We start from the raw sequence: 18,471 nt of genomic DNA, 5'->3' as shown, positions 1-18,471 counted from the left end.
TCAGAAGTTGCAATATCATTATGTAGGGTGTTTTAACCATTCTCTTCAATTCTCGTTATCACTATGTACTGCTTTATTGTACTGATTAATTAATTCATCTAATCTCATGGACTGTCTGATCACATTTGGATGCGAAAGCCCTCCATGTTGCCTCTCCATCAAATAAAGTTTGTTTCTAGCACCCTCTATTCTCTTTTGGATAATTTCCTGATCATTCATTAACACTACCTCCCTAATGAAATATTCTAGAGGTATATGTCAAATTCTTAATTTTACATTGAAGTGCATTACTAGAATTCAAAAAAAGCGATTCCAGATTTAATCAGGGAACTCTCTTGATTGATATCTTCTATGAAACTATCACTACTAAGCACTGTCAATAACAAAGCAATTTTTCTTTTCATTGATTCTAAGCAGATTCTGGTACTCTTTCTGCGTTTCTAAAGATGCAATATGCCGAAGCTGCTCAAACATTCCGACACACTTAATTATACATGATTCGTTATTAATCCTTACAGAATTCTCTAAACTATCCATTATATATTTTATACTAAGCTCATATTTTCCTCTTCTTATATAATACAATGCTATTTCAGCCATAAAAAAAGTGTATCTGTCTTCGATAATTTGTCGATTATAACATTTAAGATTTCTCTGCTGATCTCTAAAATCTGATATTTCTGGCTCAAACCGCTGAAGAATATCATCCACATTAAAATCATAGTGATTGGCTGCCTGAAGGATTTTGAACAGGCCTGGAAGAGATTCTTCTTTTCTATCTTCAATATAGGTCACATATTCCGGAAGCATTGCTGCATCACCTTTTAAAATTTTCAGCAAAAAAATATTAGCCTGCGCCCAACCCATACATTGATTCATAAGTTGCAAAGCTTCCTCCGTATCCTCACGAATCCAGCTCATGTCCATGTAAAGGTTGATATAATACAATGCTCTATCATAATCTCCAAGCTCTCTGTAAACTACTGAACGTAACACATAAGAATATAAAATATATGAAAATAAGGGCATTGCAGGTTCCTTTTGTACCCCGTTTTTTCTGGCTCGCTCATTATTATAATTATATTGAATGGATGCTTTTTTGCCCAATTCCTTAGTCATTACCATTACCTTATCCCAATGCCTCAAAGCGCTATATGTATTCGCCAGAACCTTCAGTGCGTCAAGCTGATCAACTTCATCAAGCCGATTTACAAAGCCCTCAAACTGCACCGCTGCCCGCAAATTCACATCCTGATCGCCCCCTAGAGCAATCGTAAACAATCTGTATTGGCAAAAAGCCAGCCGCTCTGAATGCTGATACTTCTCACTCTCCGCCACACTCCGGTATAACAACGCTGCAGCTTCATATTTCCCTTGTGCAAAGAAATCTTCTGCTGTATCAAACAACGGGTGTGTATAAGATAGGCTGTCCATCATGATTCCAATCACCCGGCTTATACATTCCAGCTTATCTAGTTCAGCACAGCGATATAGAAAAGGTCGAAGACGTCTCCAATTGGGATTGGAATGTATAAAACACTCCTCCACATACATATCGTAAAAGCAGCCTTCCTCTAATCCCATACCTTTTGTAATCCGATCTAATTGCTGCATGGCTATAGGACGATTCCCATTCATAATGTTGCTAATCGTGCCTGAATTTACTTTAGATACCTCTGCGAATTGATTAATTGTTATTCCATTCTTCTTGAGGTAGTCCGCCAGTTCTGCACGAATGGTCATCTGCTTCATGATCAAAGCCACCTTTCGCCATCATGATTCATATATAGATCAATAGTATTTAAATAATAATATGTCTAATTATTCCAGTGGTCAAATACTTTTTTTGACTCAATTGATTATACATTTATTCAATTAGTGATGTATAAAATACAAATTAGCCGAATGTAAAAAACCACCAGAACACAAGGTGTATTAGACCTTTTCTGGTGGCTTTTCTAATGTTACTTCTATCCATCGTTATTCAATACATGCATTTAAATTCAACTAAGAACTAGGTTTAATCATCATGTCCAGCTTATTTATATAAGGGCCGAGCGCTTCAATTAACTTCTCTTGGTTTTGTATCTCCTCTTTCGAAAGCCGATCCATATGAACACTTCCATCTGCATCAAATACCTTGGCATCATAGCTTTGCAACTCATTTATTAATTGTTCGATCTCCGCAAACTCTTCTTTAGTAAGCCTCTGTTCTGCTTTTTCCAGCAAGCCATCCCAGAAAGTATCACGATCAACGACAGCCGACTTTGCCTTAGGGATTTCCGTTTCATTCATTTTCTCAAAATAAGGTTTAAGCTCAACCTGTAAATCGTTATATGCCTTTTGATCCTTCGCACTTAACTGTTCCAGATGAAAGACTCCTTCAGCATCGGCCATTTGCAGATTGTAAGCTCCCAATTCCTCTAGTAATGACATCAATTTTGTGAATTCCTCTTCGTTAAAACTTTGCTTTGCGCTCTGCAGTTTGGCTTCAAGCCTGTCATATTGTTGCTGGGTTACTCCAATCGTAGCAGCAGTTGCTTGTGAGCCATACAGGGTATCCGCCAAATAATTATATCCGGCATATGCTCCAGTAGGAATTAATAATGCAGCCGCCAAAATGCTTGCTACAAGCCATTTTTTCATTCTTCTTCCCCCTAACCTAGTCTCGGTCTGATTTAGTATTTGCTCCTTCAGTTCCGGTGGGGCACTTAGATTTCTCGCCTCTTCCTGCAGAACTGTCCGTAACTCTTCATTGAAATTCATGCAGGTCCTCCACCTTTCCCTTAAAAAGAGTATGATTTTCTGGCTTCTGACGAAGCTTATGCAGTGCAGCATGAATACGGGATTTCACCGTACCCAGAGGGATACCCAGTATCGCGGCACTTTCTTCCTGTGAATATTCATTTAAATAGTGCAGAATAATCACCTGCTTCAGCTTAAATGGAAGACGATCAACACTTGCTAGTAGACGGCGGTTAGCTAACCTGTCCACAACATCACTAGTGAAATCAGGTTCCATCCTTAGATCAGTCTGCTCTACTTTTTTGACCATTCGGAGATGCGTCCATCTCTTTCTTCGATAGGCATGAATTTGCCGCATAACCAGCCCCATAAGCCAAGGCCTAAAAGGACGATTGACGTCAAATTGCTCAAGCGACCGGTGCATCTGAATATAAATCTCCTGAACAACATCATCCATATCGGAGGTTTCGCGAACGAGAAAATGAACGGTCTGATACACATCCCGAATCGTTGCTTCATATAGTTCACTGTACGCTTCACGGCTGCCGGCTAGCGTAAGCGCAATGAGCTGAGAATATTCATTTGGATGTTTCATCCCTCTCAATCCCTCCTTCGGTCTTACACTATGTATTGGTAAATAGAGAATAAATCGTTCGATTTATTTTAAAAAAACAACCAGGCAGCGATTTTCCGGTTATTGGAGAATCGCTGCCTGGTGTTCTTACTCTGCAGCGGCTTATTGGAGTAGATGAAGTCGGCGGATGACCGCCGGCTTTGCTTGAACAGATTATGGGCGGTGGAAGCTGATCTTCAACTTTTCACACCCGCTTTGGCCGGACCCTGCCGAAATCTATGGGATAACTGCATTCTGTACACTTATTCCGTATGTAAAAGGGGTTACTCTGATTTTAAGTGTATTCTATACAATTAAAAAGCAGAGAAACTTCCTATAGTGGTGTAAATCGTGAAAATAAGTGTACGAAATACAATTATATCCATCGAAGCGTTGTTTCGCAGAAATATAGTTGTACGAAGTACAGCTATATCCTCCCAATCGTTGTTTGCATGTGCCCTCAATAAAACGAAAAAGGGGAGATCCATATGGATCATCCCCTTACCCGTATATACTGGAATAGTAACCGCCTATCTTTTCTAAAAAATCAGTCAGCGGATAGACTCAGCAACTTTGATCAAATCATTCTTGTCCAAGCTAGCTGATGTTACACCGTATAACACTTCATTGGCTTCCCAGTCCAACCCTTTTCCATTAACCAATACAGCATCAACTCCGTTAATCTTCACTTTTTCGATGGTGCCATCCGTCGACATCTCATAAGCCGTTTCGGAATCCGCGTGCCGCTGCTGCATCGAGATGATCTCATCGGTAGCTTCATTAACAAAATATAAATTAATATATTTGCTATGGATCACATCACCATTACTATCCTTATAAAACTCTGCACGATCAAAGGTATAACCCTCTGGTAAATACGCCGGTAAGCCCACATCAAAAATCGTATATTCGTTTAGCTTGCTAGAATCCCTCTCGATCAGCAATTCCGCTTTCTCTTGATCCCTCTCAGATTGCGTAACCAGTCTGCCGTCTTCCACTCCGACGATTTTTTCCCCATCAGCATTGTAGATATCACCTGCCTTTTGAGCAGCGTCGAGGGTCACAAGCGCATTTCCTTTGCTATCAAAAATCTTCCCCTTAAAGTCATCCGGAATCACGTTGGAATCCGCAGAAAATTCTACTTCATGGGCTACAATATGGCCTAAGTTTATCGTTTGCAATACTTTCATTAACAGCTCCTGCGCAAATGACGGCTGCACAAAAGTTACACTTAATACGCTAACCACTAGCAAAGTTGCCAGCATAACAGCAGGACGTCTTAATCTATGTTTTGTATGCAATCCTTTCTCCTCCTTTTGGCCGGCATACTTTCTCCGTGCCTTATTCAGAATGGCTGTTTTGTCAGAGCCCTCGCTGAGATCTTTATGGGCCAGAACCCTGCCTAGCTCCAGCAGCTCCTTGTACTCCCCAGCACCCTTTAAATCATTTGCCGCTCCATATATACTTTCATCTAAATCTGCTGAGAACTTCTGCTGTATGTCTTTACTGTTCATAGCTGCTCCACGCTCCCTATTTCAGTCTTCAGCTTTTTCATAGTCCGGTAGAGTATCACACCGATATTGCTCTCCGAAATTCCCGTAACCTGGGCAATCTCTCTATTTCTCAGATTAGCACCAAATTTTAGAGCCACAATATTCCGCTCCTTTGAGCTCAATGTATTCAAGGCTTCGTTAAGCCTTCCACTACGTTCTCCCTGGAGGATCAAGTTTTCCGGATCTTTCCTGCTAGAAACCAGTTCCTTGACGGCATCCAGCGAAAAGAAAATTTTCCTTTTAAAACTCCGGTAATGATCATTGACCACGTTTCTGGCAATGGCGAATAACCATACCTCTAAAGGAGCTTTTTCCTGAGAATAGGTCGATAGTTTCGCCAACGTTTTCTCAAAAACGAGGCTTGTCAGATCCTCAGCCGTATAGAGAGAACTAACCCGGTAAGCGATGTAGTTAAATATTCTTTTATAGTAGGTTTCAAAAATCGTTGTGAACAAAACATCTATGTCAGCATTTTCCTGTATATTCTCTTTTACAAAAGGATGAAGCAATGCGCGCTCATGCATCAATCGAACTCTCCTTTCCCACCACATTTTCACTTAGCTAAGTAAATTCATCAGTTAATACGATACATTTCCAATTTCATTACAAGATATAAAAAAAGAAGAGTTCCAGCGCTAATTTCAGTCTTTCTAACCAAGCTACAGTAACCCGGCAACTTGACAAGCTTATTATAGCTTCTATATATTTTAGTAACTAAAGTAAATTGGAGCGAGGCAATGTTATGAGCACAAAGGAAGAGAAACAAAATGCTATCCATAAGGTCATGGAATCTATGGCAAATGTGCAGCAGAAATCCCAGTTTTTCATTGATATGATCACTAAAAAGGAAACCCTGACTCACAATCAGATCATGCTGCTGTTTCAACTCCGGCTTACCGGAAGCTTGAACATTACTGACATCTCTGAACGCTTCGTGGTTACACCCGGAGCTGCTTCTTCCATGTGCGATAAGCTTGAGGAAGCTGGACTTATTGAACGGGTGCGGACTAAAGAAGACCGCAGAGTTGTCAATATTGTCCTTACAGAACAAGGTGATCAGCGTATCCATACAATATTTGAAGCATTTCCTACCCCTGATCTGAATAAAATCTCCGGAACTTTAGAACAAATAAATAAATTGATGGAACAAATGATGCACTAACAGCCTTCATTTTGCTCCTTATCAGCTATACTCTTTTCTATAAACACTGTCTGTCAGGAAACTGACGGCAGTGTTTTTTTAGCTTTAACTCCCAAATTATTATATTGACTATATATTATAATGAATATATATTTTAATCATTAAAATATACTTCGAAGGACGGTACTGTAAATGTCCAATAATAACAATACTTATGAACGTACTGACATGATCGATCCACCCTTGAAGGTAAGAGGTTCGCAGTTTGTTCGAGAGAATATTAATGCGGTCACGGTTGATGTGTTTGGCCACTTAAGTACCAAAGGGAGCGTCTCGACTTCTAAACTCAAAGTATCTGGTGACTGTACAATTGGGGGCAATTGTAAGGCCAATCAGGTAAACAATCTAGGGAGTCTGCGCGTTCAAAATATCCAAGCAGATAATCTCCGCTCTTCTGGATACATGTCCGTAGCAGAAAATGCTGCAGCGGGGACTTTTTATGCTGAAGGTGCTGTGAAGATAAACAGACTAACTGCAGATTCATCGATTGAGATCCGTTTAGGCAATAGAAGCACTGTCGAGGTTATGAGAGCTGACGGTAACATTATCGTTAAACCCTCTTCCAAGTTGATTAATGCGCTGATGCACCCTTTTCGAAAACTTACCTGCACAACAATTGAAGGAACTAACATAACGTTATACCGGACGACAGCTGACCTTGTGTGCGGTGAAGAAATCATCGTCGGACCGGGTTGTACCATTGGGGAAATCCGCTATAGCAAAAGTCTGACGGTGGATCTTAAGTCGCAAGTTGACCGAACTGTATTTTTAAACCCATAAAGGAGAGTTTACATGGAAAAAAGCACTCATTTGTCAGGAGCCACTGTGCTCAAAAACATCGCCAAAGGAGCCATCATCTTATTCTGTGTACCAATCCTTAGTGTCTGGGCCGTGGGGAGTGTTGTCTGTGCAATCATTGCACCTATCGGTGGTGTACTAGGTATTGTTGGCATCCAAGGAATAGGACTAAATGCCTTTCCAGATTATGATTTACCGAACATTCTCAGCCTTCCAATCGGTCTCTGCCTCTCCTTACTTTTGTTCATTTCTTTCTATTACACTCGTCGTTTATTGCGTGGATGCCTGCATTTTATTAAAAACTAGCGAACTGTAACAAGCTTGTATTCTCTTTGTTAATAGAAAGTGACCTACAACGCGCTGTTTTATTCTATACTTAAGGGGACTGGACTTTATCCTGGAGGTAATTATGAATAAAATCATCGCTATCGGAGCTATCACGCTCTTTTTGGCCGGATGCGGAGCATCGGCAACCATAGATATGGATACAACAATGGCTATTAACCAAACACAAGCTACTTCAGCACCACTGAAACTAATCGTCGACGGTGAAGCCGTTCTTCCTACCCTCTCCCCTTTTTTCCTAGATGATAAGGTCTATGTACCTGCAAAAGTATTAATGGAATACTACACCTCAGAACAAAAATGGGATAATAACTTAAAGACCTTAACCATCTCTGACGGAAGCAGCAGTTATGTTCTGACGCCGGACAATGAGTATATGCAAGCTGACGGTTATCAAACCTCACTTGAAGGACCAGCTATTTTACGAAACGGTATTTTATATATTCCAGCCGATTCCTTAAACTCTCTGTCTGGTGCCACTGCGCAGCTGAATGCAGCTGGAACTGAAGTATTAATAACATCAGGGGATGTTAGTAATACCGTCAGAACACCCAGCGAACCTCTTGCTATTGCTACAGAAAATGACCAAGTGAAGCTGTATGCTGCCCTTAAAGATGGCGGTACCTATGAGGGATTTGTTGTAGAGGTGAACGGTAACAAGCATACATTTGATTGGGAAGCACCCAGACTCCTAAGTTACCCTCCTGAGATTCATTATGCCGACGTCGATCAGGATGGGCAGGAAGAAGTCATTGTCATTCTGTGGCTCGGAACAGGTACGGGCATGTCCATGCAAGAGCTTCACGTGATTAAGCCTAACCAGTGGGAAGAAGTCACTGTCCCTTCTGCAGATAAAGCTGCCTCCGTATTGGTTACGTCAAAAATTTCTAATGAAAAAGGGGACGCCCTGATTCAAATTCAAGTTAAAGGTTCAACTCCATCCATGGTGACTTTGCGATATCCAGATCGTGCTGAGGATGGCAATCTAGGCGAACAAGCCGGCATTGGTGCTGTTACTCACTACATAGTGGAAGAGGGCAAGCTGAAGGCGGAAACAAATGTTTATATTGGATTTCTCGAGAGTATTGGCACACTAACTTTTGCCTACAAACCGGGAAAAGATGGAATGGAACCCGACTCTATTCGCTTTGAGGTTCATGAGGAATTAGCTTCTTACGTGGAGGGCGAACAGTTATGATTGATGCCCATATACATTTAGAGCAATATGAACCTGAAGTTGCCGAACAAATACTGAGTGAACTGCCTGACATGGGAATTAAAGCCCTTATCGCTGTCTCTATGAACTTGAACTCTTGTATACGCACCCAAAGACTTGCAGCCATAAATCCCGGCGTGGTCCGTCCAGCTTATGGCTTTCATCCAGAGCAACCCTTGCCGCAGGATGCTGAGCTGGCTGCTCTACTGAAATGGATCGAAAGTCAATCTAGTGAGGATTATATTGCTGTGGGGGAAATCGGGCTACCTTACTATTCGCGTGCTGAAGCCTTAGAACGGGGCGAAACCTTTGATATGGAGCCCTATATTGAGCTGCTGGATCAGTTGCTTGGGTTAGCTTCCCATCTCAATAAACCTGTGGTGCTGCATGCTGTCTATGAAGATGCGCTTATTGCTTGTGATCTCCTGGAGAAACATAACATACAGCATGCCCACTTCCACTGGTTCAAAGGTCCGGAAGAAGCCATTGCCCGCATGATGAAGAACGGCTACTATATCTCCTTCACCCCGGATATCCTGTATGAGCCGGAGATACAGGCGCTTGCCCGCCTTTATCCCCCAGAGCTAGTCATGGCTGAAACCGATGGTCCTTGGCCGTTCGAAGGACCTTTTGCAGGGAAAATCACCCATCCGTCTATGATTCGGGAAGTCGCCGCTGCTTGGGGAGCGCTCCATGGTTACACTCCCGGTGAAGCGGAAGAGTTACTGACTGAGAATACTAAGCATTTCTATAACTTGTAAATGCTTTATGCTTGTTGATAGGTCTATAGATTATAGATAGAACTATAGATTATAGATAGATCTATAGCTTCATAGATAGATATATAGCTTATAGATAGATCTATTCTAGGAGTAGATGAAAGTCAGGGCCTTAGCTAGCCTAGCCTAACGCCAGACCAACATTATGAATAAACACAACTTAGCTTGTGAATCCGTATTTTTCATAGTGGAAGTACTGGTCACAAGTCGACCTTACTTAATCCAGATCCCCTTACCCATTTTCGTTTGATTCGGTAATATTTTCGCGTACATATTTTTGCGTATGTATTTACGTGTACGTAGTTACGCGTATGTAGTTACGCGTATGTAGTTACGTGTACTTATACATGCACGTATTTCCACAAACGTATTTACACGTACTTATACCTGTACGCATTTACACAAACGTATTTACACGTACTTATACCTGCACGTATTTCCACAAACGTATTTACACGTACTTATACCTGCACGTATTTACACGTACTTATACCTATACATAGTTACGTGTACGTAGTTTACGCGTACTTATTTATCTGTACGTATTTACGTGTACGTAGTTTACGCGCTTATTTACCTATACGTAGTTACACGTACCCATTTACATGTATGTATTTCACGTACGTATTTACGCGTGTGAAGCTGCTATCGGACACAGCTGACCTTATATGCAGCAATTCCCCACTTTTGGGATGAGAACGGACCCCAGAGTCGCTATTGGTATAAAAAATACCCAATAAGGTGTTATTTTTAAGGTATAACGACGCTGGAGTCCGAAACCTTGCTCCAAAGGCTAATAATCTGCGAATAATGTCATCTGGGTCCGTAAGTCTCAGGTTGATGATGCTCGAGGTGCCTGTAGGCAGCCCCCAATAATCATAACCGCTCCACACCCACTAACGTTCCGCCTGTGAACTCCATTTTATAAATATCCGGCTTTGTGGTTTGAAGTAAAAAATTCAGATCATATTTGGCATCAAAATAGTTCATCATAAGCGTCATGACTGCACCGTGAGTTCCAATAGCAACCTTTTGACCGCTGTGATTACTAAGAATTTCTGCCAGTACACTAACTGAACGCATCTGACACGCATGAATGGATTCCCCACCAACTGGGACAAAATCCGGCTCTTCAAACATTTTTGCAAGTAATGGATACAGCTCCTGATCAGACATAATCTTATTTCCGTCCGAGAAATGGATTTCCCTCAGATCTTCAACACTTTGAATCTCTGCTCCTAACTCCTGCGCCAATCCGGAAATCGTATGTATAGCCCGAAGGTATGGACTTGAATAGAAGACTTGAATTCCTTCCAGACGTAATTTTTCCGTTATCTTGCGGGCATCTGCCTCCCCTTTCGCGGTTAGTCCGCGAGTCCTTTCAGTTCCTCCGGGCAGTTTGGGCGACTCACCGTGCCTCACCATATAAATAAAAGTAGCCATCCTTTCCCTCCTTTACCTCCTTTACCTCTACAAATTCTAATGTTCTAGCCAATCTCCTCTACACACTAAAAAAGCCCTTACGGACGAGAAACTGTCCTATCGGGCTAGGTAATATTGTAACTTATAACGTTTCGTGCAGCAGTTGCTTTAGATCACAAAGTAATAACTTATTGAGAGGTCACTTATTAAGGAGATACTTATTGAGAAGTCACTTATTGAGAAATCGCTCACTGAGAAGTCACATATTAAGGCAACTATGACTAAGGAGACTCTTAATTGCACTATATACAACTATTAAGCGTAAAAAGAGAACTCCTGAGCAAATAAGTGTATTCTGTGCAACTAAAAATCATCATTCCTAGACTAAAAGGGAGAAAATCAAATAATAACTGCACAAAGTACAACTAAATCCCAGTTCGATCGCTGAAAGGGAATTTAACTGCACATTCTGCAACTAAATGCTAGGGAGTCACGCTAGGTTGTATTTGCCACTCAAGCTTTCTAGTCCCGCCAGGGATCGGCTAGGGAGTCACGCTAGATTGACTCTGCCACTCAAACTTCCTAGTCTCGCTAAAGATCGGCTAGATTCTCTCTCCCACTCAAGCTTTCTAGTCCAGCTAGCTAGACTAGCGTGCTACCTCCTAGCCCCCCTCCATCACCTCAACCGTCCTAGCCTGCTCCGCAGAGCTATCGCTCTTCTCTTTCTGCGTAGGCCACAGCACGCGCCCGAATGCGATGCCCAGCACACCAATCAGAGCGATTACGATGCCAAAATTCAAAAAGATACGGCTAGGCCCAGCAACCTGCACCATCACTCCGCCAAGGAGTGGCGCGCCGATCATAACACCGCTAAGAATGGTACTCTGAATACCGAACACACGCCCTGTCATGTGCGGGGGTGTTTCTTTTTGCAGACAATAATTGAAGGTGATCATAAACATTCCATTCCCGAGACCCAATAAAAATCCTAGCAGCAATACAGTAAGGATGGAGACTCCCGGCTGAAGCAGGCCCAGCCCTCCGACCGATATACCAATAAGCGCGTAACCCGTACCCAGCTTCCAGCCGTAGCCTGTTCCCCTGTTCAATTTGTTCAGGACCATGATCATGAATACAGCCCCCACGCCTGTTGCCGCAACAAGCCAGCCCAGCATAGATTCCTCAGAAGGTGCAATAATTCTGAATAGACTAGTGAACTGGAAATCGATCATCTGAATGGCCAACGCACCAACTAAACCAAACAGCATGCTGTTTAGAAGCAGTCTGCTGCGCAGCATAAAGCTCCAGCCTTCCTTCCACATCGTGCGGAGAGCAACACGCTCCTCTTGATCACCTTTACCTTCTGAGCTGACTTGTCCTGCCTCACTGTTTTTAACGGTAAGTAAGAGCAAATAAGAGCAGCCTCTGAGACAAGCATTGATCAATATACACCACTGAGGCGTAAGAACAGACAACGCGAAACCGCCCAGTAAAGGTCCTGCGATTTTTGAGCCTTGATTTACAAGCCCATTAAGCGAGGTAGCTTGGAGCAGTTGGTCTTCTCTAACCATACTACGGGTCATCGACTGCTGAGCAGGCACGTTTAACGTAGAAATGGCAGCACGCAACATCAGTAATGGGAGCAACCACACCATACTGGGTGCAAATAATACGAATACGGTTAACAGTGCCGTAAGCAGATCACACATCCGCATCAGCTTCAGCTTGTTCAGTCGGTCAGCCACTACCCCTGCGAACGAACCCAGCAAAATCCCCGGCAAAACTATGGAGACCGGAATCAAAGCCAGCATTAGCGGGCTGGCCTGCCAGCGGTACCCTACGAGTACCTGAATCGCCAAGGCGTCAAACCAATCCCCAAAGGTCGCTGTCGCAAATGCGCTGTACACACGCATATACACCTTGTTCTTAAGCAGGCTCGTGCCTGCTTGTGTTGAAGCATTCATTAAACATTCCTCCAAATTACAATTAAGAACTTATTAGCATGACCTTAATGTAATGGAGAATTGTCAGAGAATTATCAGGGGGCGGTCACAAGGTTCGTAAGCACGGTATCCAAGGATTGTTCTAACCGATGGAACCCCCGCTCTTCCTTCTCTCGTTCAAATAAATTCACATATTTGCGATACAAAGCTGGCTTGGGTGGAAATTGGTTACAATAGTGAACAATTCGGTATAATGCATATATCCGCATCGGCACGAACCCTGACATCTCAAGCACCTGAAGTGCCTCATCCAACAGTTGCTCGGCTTCACGCCAAGACTGGCGCCGCAGAAACCACAAGCCCCTTGCAACTTTATAACTGCCGATCTCACGCAAATAAGGTTTCTCCAGCAAAAGCGCTTCAATGTCTGTTGCCATCCGTTCTATTACGTGATCTTCTGTTCCCATCCACAAGTGTGCAAGCATTTCTGAGGTCGCCGTAATAGGAATGAAACTCTCATACCCCGGCTCTTTAATCACTTCATATGTTAGCTTTAGTCGTTCCAATGCTTTTTCCGGTTGCCCAGCCAGTATGTACAAATCCAGAATATTAAGGATCTCCACTTCTCGATGCTGAGGCGGCAAAAGAATCTTTTTCTCAAGGACTAACTCGCAGAACTCTAGTTTTTTCTTAGGATCACCCAATAGAACATAACAGATTAATAAGGAATAAAACCGTTCCTCTATCCCCACCTCGGTTGTGTTCAGCAGCCAATCCAAATCTCCCTGTACAAAATGAATATAGATCGAATAAAACGGATCCATCGCATACCCCAAAACATCCTGTTGGCGTGCGAGGATTAACATCGAGCGACCTTGGCCATATAGGTGATATTTCTTGAATACTTCCCGCATCGTCTTTTGCATCTCTAAGTCATATGTAGTCGGATTGGCCATAGCAGCTGAGGGCTCCTGCATAGTCAGACTATAACCAAATCCCCGAACAGTCTTAATATCTAAGTCTTGAAGCTTGCCTAGCTTTTTACGAAGCCGATAAATATGATCATCTACCGTTCGCTCTACCGGATATTCAAGCGGCCATACTTTATCCAATAGTTGTTCTCGACTGAATGTACGCCCTCTATTTTTGTACAAGAACTGAAAAAGCGTAAATTCTTTTGGGAATAATTCTATCGTTATCCCTTCTGCGGTCACTTTATATTCACTTTCATTTATTTCCAGCTGCATGACAGAACCTCACTTTCCCCGAACCCGCTCATTGGTTTCATTATAACAGTCCGTCCAAGGCCTACTCCACCTCAAAAAAGAACATACAAAAAGAGCAACCCACAGATTCCTCTGCATGATTGCTCTCTCCTCTTCTAACCCATGCCACTTACCCAGCCATATTGTTAAAAGAATCCTGTTCACTAAATACGGATATGTGATCTACTGTACCGGTCGAGCTTGGAATAATAAATTTCAGCTGGTATTGGTCATTGGCTTGATAGGTGTAAATCTTATCCTCTCCGTTCACTTTGGTATCGTCAGGCTTACCGAGTGTTGCCTCAATTTGCTTCAGCGTCAGCTTTTGCAGCGCGGAATCACTTGAACGAACATCGAAGATTAAACTTCCTTTATTAAATCCAAACACGACATGTCTGTCAGTGTAGGTAGCATAAATACCTTTTCCCGCTGACTCTTGTTGATCAGGTTTGCCCCAATCCGCTTCGACCTCATCAATGAGTCCGGTATGAGCGGCATATTTTACACCAGGCACCTTCCCTTTTTTGGCAAGCTCGAATAACTCTTTAAGCTGTTTGTCGCTATTTTGTGAATTTGAGCTGGTTGAATCTTTATCAGTCTCCGTAGGGGAGGAAGTCGCTGCTGGTGCAGTTTCTGGTGCAGTTTCTGGTGCAGTTGCTGCTGGGGTGCTTGCTGGACTAACTTCCGGCTCAGAGGTTGCTGTTACAGCCGTTTCTGTTGGCGCCGTTGCCTGGGATTCTGAATTCCCCGCCTCATTATTCGAACTGCATCCAGCAAGCCCAATCATTCCTGTGAGCAGGATAGAGCCTGCTATTAATTTTATCTGTACTGACATGATGTCATCTCCTTAGTGGATTACCTTAAAGTCGACTTGCAAAAAATGAAACTGAACATACAGACGAGGTGAAAATCAAATAGTTGCAGGATAGCGGCAATTTTTCTGGCCAACCCTCTTTTACCCATATCTACAAATATAAATTCATACACACTCTATTTTTCTACATAAAACCCTTTTTTCCGACACCTAACTCAAGTAAGTTTCTCTTTTAAAATCTCCACATAACTCCATTTAACTATAAACTCGTGAACTCATAAGCTCATAAACTCATGAACCATATGACCTTAGACGTCATTCCCTGCCTCGAAGGTTTCATTGCAGAACGTACAATAGAAAGGAGATCATCCTGCTTAAAAAGCAATCCATTGCATTCTGTGCAATAGATTCCAACAGTAAACCCATATCCGGCGTTCCTGCGTCCTTCTGAGTACACGAACTGTAATGCGACATTTGTTGAAGAATTTTCCATTCAAACGCAACCTTAATCCTCCAAGCCGCATCTTATTAGTAAAGGGAGGGGAGCTGCATCTGAATATTATAGAGAGAATTGTGGCAAAAGATGAGTCAGCTCTCCGCCTGTTAATGGACGAATATGGAGATATGCTGCTGCGAACCGCTTCTTTACTGCTTAAAGATAGACAAAGTGCCGAAGAAGCGGTACAAGATACTTTTATTCAAGCTTATACCAAAATGAGTCAGTTACAGGAGCCGGACCGGCTGAAGGCATGGCTGATACGGATAGTGGTCAATCGCTGCCGCATGAGGCAACGGACTTGGAGCTGGCGTAATATTTTCCCGGCGGGAGGGTCAGAGCTGCAAACCAACGGGGATGCTGACTTCACAGCCGGAGCAGAAGAGCTTTTTATGGTGGAATGGCATAATGTCAGGCTCACCGAGTCCCTGAAAAATCTCGATTATCTATACCGGGAATGTCTAACTTTATATTACTTTCATGAGATGAGCATCCGGGAAATTTCCGAGCAATTAAATACATCTGAAAATACGATCAAATCCAGACTCGCCAGAGGCCGGACGCTCTTAAAAAAGATTTTGGTGAAGGAGGGACATTTCTTATGAATACAGAACGCGATGTGGTCAAAAAGCAGCTTGATGAAGAATTAAAAAACCTCCAGTTCACTGGACACGACCGGGTCATTAAGCAGACTCACCCTCCAACCTTTGGAGCCCGTTTATTGGCGCTGTGGAATAAGGAAATTGAGATCCCTGTCAAACCTATAGGTGCGATCGGTGCCATTATTCTAATCGTTTCGCTGACCCTGCATCAGCCAGAGATTAAACAACAGCCACAACAAAACACCCCGCAGCGTGCGAACCGAGAACTAATCGAAGCTGGAGGAAATACGTATTGGAAGGATATCTACGAGCAGGCGGTGAAAAAACATGAGAATTAAGATAAAAATCAAACATCTGGTGTTATTCGTGTTGCTCCCTGCCTCCCTGCTTATTCTTCTGTTTAACTTCTTACCTTCACAGAGGCAGATAGATCAGAGCACAGCTATTCAATCTAACATAGCTAGAACTGATCTTCTGCAAAAGCTGGCATCCACAACCGGGAGTAAACGTATGGAGCTAATCCGCACAAACATCCTTGATAAGGATCACAGCTATGATCCCTACAGATATGACGTTAATGTTAGCCCTTCGATGAGCCAGTGGAGTAATGATGAAACCCAGCGTTCCGGTTTGTTACCGGAGGACATAGTACCTTTACTTGAGGAATATATCCTTGAGGGGCCTTCGGATAATACACGTATATTTGCGGCTAAGCAGTTAGCTTATGAATATGATGCTCTTGGCCGAAAGGAAGATGGAGATCAAGCGCTAATCACCGCAGCGAAACCGTTAAACAGCAGCTCCTCTGTAGCTAAACAGCTGGAGCTCCTTCGAGCGGAGCGGGCCCTAAATAGTGGCGATATAACAACCGCTGAAACAATTCTTGAACAAACCCCCTTTCCATCCGAGTCTCAGGAAGAGCTAAACGCACAAAAGGCATGGCTTACCGGGCGTTTACTCTTTACAAAAGGCGAAGCGCAGGAAGCACTTGCCGTAGTAAACGATGGCTTGGAGAGCTACAAAAAATTCTGGCAGGATATTCATAAACAAATGAACGCTGCCACCAGCAGTTCGAACGAAGGCTCCAGAGACAATACAGGATCAGCAGCAGCACCAGAAGCTGGGACTTCGGATACTGAAAGACAGCTGGAATCGCTTCGAACCGCAATTCAGTCTGCTATAGATATGGGAAATACTTCAACTGCTGTCGTCTCTGGTACCCTTACAAGAAGCGATGGCACCCCAGTTCCGCGGGCTGGTATTTTTCTCCGCGCTGAAAGCGAAGTTAACCATAGCATCACTTCTGCTGAACCCTACCGAATCGTCACAGATACTGAAGGACGTTTCGAATTTCACGGTGTGATTCCGGGCTTTTATCAGTTACAGCTTGGACTTGGCTATGATCAGATCGACGGCTGGACTTGGCCAGTACAATATGACGATTGGATTGAAGTTAAACCAGATGACAGGTTGAATGAGAGCATAGTTCTACAACCTCTGCTTGAGCTGCAGTCTCCCATTAATCAGGAAACCCTAACAGGCAAGACCATAGATTTCCGCTGGAAAGCTGTTGAAGGTGCAGCTTACTATCGTTTAAGCGGTGGCGGGGAGGGGGCCGTGTTGGGCGTACAAATTCGGGATCGTATTGTAGATAACCATATCTCCATTCCTGTAGAAGAACTTTACGATGGCGGCGGTTTTTCCTATGGCAGCAGTGGAGATGGCTGGGAATCTATTGATCCCCTCTCCCTTCTCGGATTTATGAATCCCGAAGTGCGCTTTTCTTGGAATATTGAAGCCTTAGATGCAGATGGACGCCTGATTACCCGCAGTAATGGCTACAGATTGAACGAAGACACCGTCGGCAATATGCCGTTCTTTTATCTCAAGGAAAGAGAGCTTACTACGGCTGACCAACTACTACTGGATAAAAAAACGGATCAGGCACTAGAAATGTACCAAAAAAATATTGCCGATGACCCACAGGATGTTCATGCCCTGCACATGCTAGTAAAGTTGATGCTGGCAAAATCATCCCTCACAAAGGATACAACATTAGAAGATAAGGCGATTCCTTTACTCGAAAAGCTAATACAACTACAGCCTTCTACTAATTACGCCTTCACATTATCGCAGTACTATTTTGACCATGCGGACTGGAAGTCGTATAACGAATATTATTCCTACTACAACGAACTAAACCGATCCAATACTAACGGTTATGTACTTTCTATTAACGCCACAGCACTCATGCAACAAGGGAAGCTGGAAGAAGCTCGTAAACAATTCGCGATCGCCCTAAAGTATGATGATAGCCATCGTTTTATTGGCAGCTTTTTGGCGGCAGAATTATACGCTGGTGAATCACTCTCTTCGGTAATGACACTTGCTGAGCGTTATCCTGAACTCAGCTTTGGTCATAGTGGGTATCGCTGGCCACGAATGATTAAACAACTGTTAGCGGAACAAAAGAATCAACCTAAAGTCTTTGACCAAGAGTTAAAAGAGAAGCTTGAATGGTACGTGAACGGTCAGACGGATGTGCTGAAGCAATGGATTGCAAGTGCCAAACCCTCTGCTCTGAAGACCTTTATGCAGGAGGTTTTAGAGGTACGCTAATTCATTAAAATAAACAAAAATCCGGTCCCGCTCGACAAATTCGAGCATGGACCGGATTTT

The 18,471-nt window shown here is 43.1% G+C and carries 18 protein-coding genes; 8 read left to right on the top strand and 10 right to left on the bottom strand.

Annotation, left to right across the window (positions count from 1 at the left end; translation table 11 throughout):
* Positions 1-45: 45 nt before the first annotated feature.
* The 6 genes from NST25_RS05465 to NST25_RS05440 all read right to left on the bottom strand — a co-directional run bounded on the left by NST25_RS05465 (position 46) and on the right by NST25_RS05440 (position 5,435).
* Positions 46-219 carry an aspartyl-phosphate phosphatase Spo0E family protein gene (locus tag NST25_RS05465; protein WP_076129534.1) on the bottom strand — a complete coding sequence of 58 codons (174 nt, stop codon included), beginning with the start codon at positions 217-219 and terminating at the stop codon, positions 46-48.
* 147 nt (positions 220-366) lie between these two features.
* Positions 367-1,752, bottom strand: a complete 1,386-nt coding sequence (locus NST25_RS05460; protein ID WP_076129535.1) for a helix-turn-helix transcriptional regulator — start codon at positions 1,750-1,752, stop codon at positions 367-369.
* Between the two features lie 255 nt (positions 1,753-2,007).
* The gene (locus NST25_RS05455; RefSeq protein WP_076129536.1) at positions 2,008-2,766 is read right to left on the bottom strand and encodes a DUF3600 domain-containing protein; all 759 of its coding nucleotides are present in this window, start codon (positions 2,764-2,766) and stop codon (positions 2,008-2,010) included.
* A complete protein-coding gene (locus NST25_RS05450) occupies positions 2,753-3,340 on the bottom strand; it encodes a sigma-70 family RNA polymerase sigma factor (protein WP_340393445.1) in 588 nt (195 codons plus the stop codon). Before NST25_RS05450 ends, NST25_RS05455 begins: the two co-directional genes overlap by 14 nt.
* A 569-nt stretch (positions 3,341-3,909) precedes the next feature.
* Entirely contained in the window at positions 3,910-4,872 is a 963-nt protein-coding gene (locus NST25_RS05445; protein ID WP_340393444.1) for a DUF4367 domain-containing protein, read from the bottom strand.
* Positions 4,869-5,435, bottom strand: a complete 567-nt coding sequence (locus tag NST25_RS05440) for a sigma-70 family RNA polymerase sigma factor (RefSeq protein ID WP_340393443.1) — start codon at positions 5,433-5,435, stop codon at positions 4,869-4,871. Before NST25_RS05440 ends, NST25_RS05445 begins: the two co-directional genes overlap by 4 nt.
* Before the next feature lie 218 nt (positions 5,436-5,653).
* On the opposite strand from NST25_RS05440, the gene NST25_RS05435 reads away from it, so the two are divergent.
* From NST25_RS05435 to NST25_RS05415, 5 genes are all read left to right on the top strand, one after another.
* The gene (locus tag NST25_RS05435; RefSeq protein ID WP_076129540.1) at positions 5,654-6,073 is read left to right on the top strand and encodes a MarR family transcriptional regulator; all 420 of its coding nucleotides are present in this window, start codon (positions 5,654-5,656) and stop codon (positions 6,071-6,073) included.
* Positions 6,074-6,244: 171 nt separating this feature from the next.
* Positions 6,245-6,892: a hypothetical protein gene (locus NST25_RS05430; RefSeq protein WP_076129541.1), complete on the top strand. Its 648-nt coding sequence runs from the start codon at positions 6,245-6,247 to the stop codon at positions 6,890-6,892.
* A 12-nt stretch (positions 6,893-6,904) separates the two neighbouring features.
* On the top strand, positions 6,905-7,216 hold the full coding sequence (locus NST25_RS05425) for a hypothetical protein (protein ID WP_076129542.1): 312 nt from the start codon (positions 6,905-6,907) through the stop codon (positions 7,214-7,216).
* A 103-nt stretch (positions 7,217-7,319) separates the two neighbouring features.
* Entirely contained in the window at positions 7,320-8,453 is a 1,134-nt protein-coding gene (locus NST25_RS05420; RefSeq protein ID WP_340393442.1) for a copper amine oxidase N-terminal domain-containing protein, read from the top strand.
* Complete coding sequence (locus tag NST25_RS05415; RefSeq protein WP_340393441.1) at positions 8,450-9,232, top strand: TatD family hydrolase; 783 nt, start codon at positions 8,450-8,452, stop codon at positions 9,230-9,232. The genes NST25_RS05420 and NST25_RS05415 overlap by 4 nt, the downstream gene beginning before the upstream one ends.
* Before the next feature lie 894 nt (positions 9,233-10,126).
* Here the strand turns inward: NST25_RS05415 and NST25_RS05410 are convergent.
* The 4 genes from NST25_RS05410 to NST25_RS05395 form a co-directional block, all read right to left on the bottom strand.
* Positions 10,127-10,693, bottom strand: a complete 567-nt coding sequence (locus NST25_RS05410; RefSeq protein WP_339171836.1) for a histidine phosphatase family protein — start codon at positions 10,691-10,693, stop codon at positions 10,127-10,129.
* A gap of 641 nt (positions 10,694-11,334) precedes the next feature.
* A complete protein-coding gene (locus NST25_RS05405) occupies positions 11,335-12,636 on the bottom strand; it encodes an MFS transporter (protein ID WP_340393440.1) in 1,302 nt (433 codons plus the stop codon).
* A 74-nt stretch (positions 12,637-12,710) separates the two neighbouring features.
* Positions 12,711-13,862: a winged helix-turn-helix domain-containing protein gene (locus tag NST25_RS05400; protein ID WP_340393439.1), complete on the bottom strand. Its 1,152-nt coding sequence runs from the start codon at positions 13,860-13,862 to the stop codon at positions 12,711-12,713.
* A 148-nt stretch (positions 13,863-14,010) separates the two neighbouring features.
* Complete coding sequence (locus tag NST25_RS05395; RefSeq protein WP_076305344.1) at positions 14,011-14,715, bottom strand: YjgB family protein; 705 nt, start codon at positions 14,713-14,715, stop codon at positions 14,011-14,013.
* A 552-nt stretch (positions 14,716-15,267) separates the two neighbouring features.
* On the opposite strand from NST25_RS05395, the gene NST25_RS05390 reads away from it, so the two are divergent.
* The 3 genes from NST25_RS05390 to NST25_RS05380 are packed head-to-tail and all read left to right on the top strand — an operon-like array spanning position 15,268 to position 18,411.
* A complete protein-coding gene (locus tag NST25_RS05390) occupies positions 15,268-15,795 on the top strand; it encodes a sigma-70 family RNA polymerase sigma factor (RefSeq protein ID WP_254857114.1) in 528 nt (175 codons plus the stop codon).
* Positions 15,792-16,130, top strand: a complete 339-nt coding sequence (locus NST25_RS05385; protein WP_076129549.1) for a hypothetical protein — start codon at positions 15,792-15,794, stop codon at positions 16,128-16,130. Before NST25_RS05390 ends, NST25_RS05385 begins: the two co-directional genes overlap by 4 nt.
* Positions 16,120-18,411 carry a carboxypeptidase-like regulatory domain-containing protein gene (locus tag NST25_RS05380; RefSeq protein ID WP_340393438.1) on the top strand — a complete coding sequence of 764 codons (2,292 nt, stop codon included), beginning with the start codon at positions 16,120-16,122 and terminating at the stop codon, positions 18,409-18,411. The genes NST25_RS05385 and NST25_RS05380 overlap by 11 nt, the downstream gene beginning before the upstream one ends.
* Positions 18,412-18,471: the final 60 nt, after the last annotated feature.

The organism is Paenibacillus sp. FSL E2-0190, assembly GCF_037992965.1.
Lineage (GTDB): Bacteria > Bacillota > Bacilli > Paenibacillales > Paenibacillaceae > Paenibacillus_AQ > Paenibacillus_AQ odorifer.
Note: the sequence above shows the minus strand (reverse complement) of the source record. Positions and strands in the feature narration are given on the sequence as shown.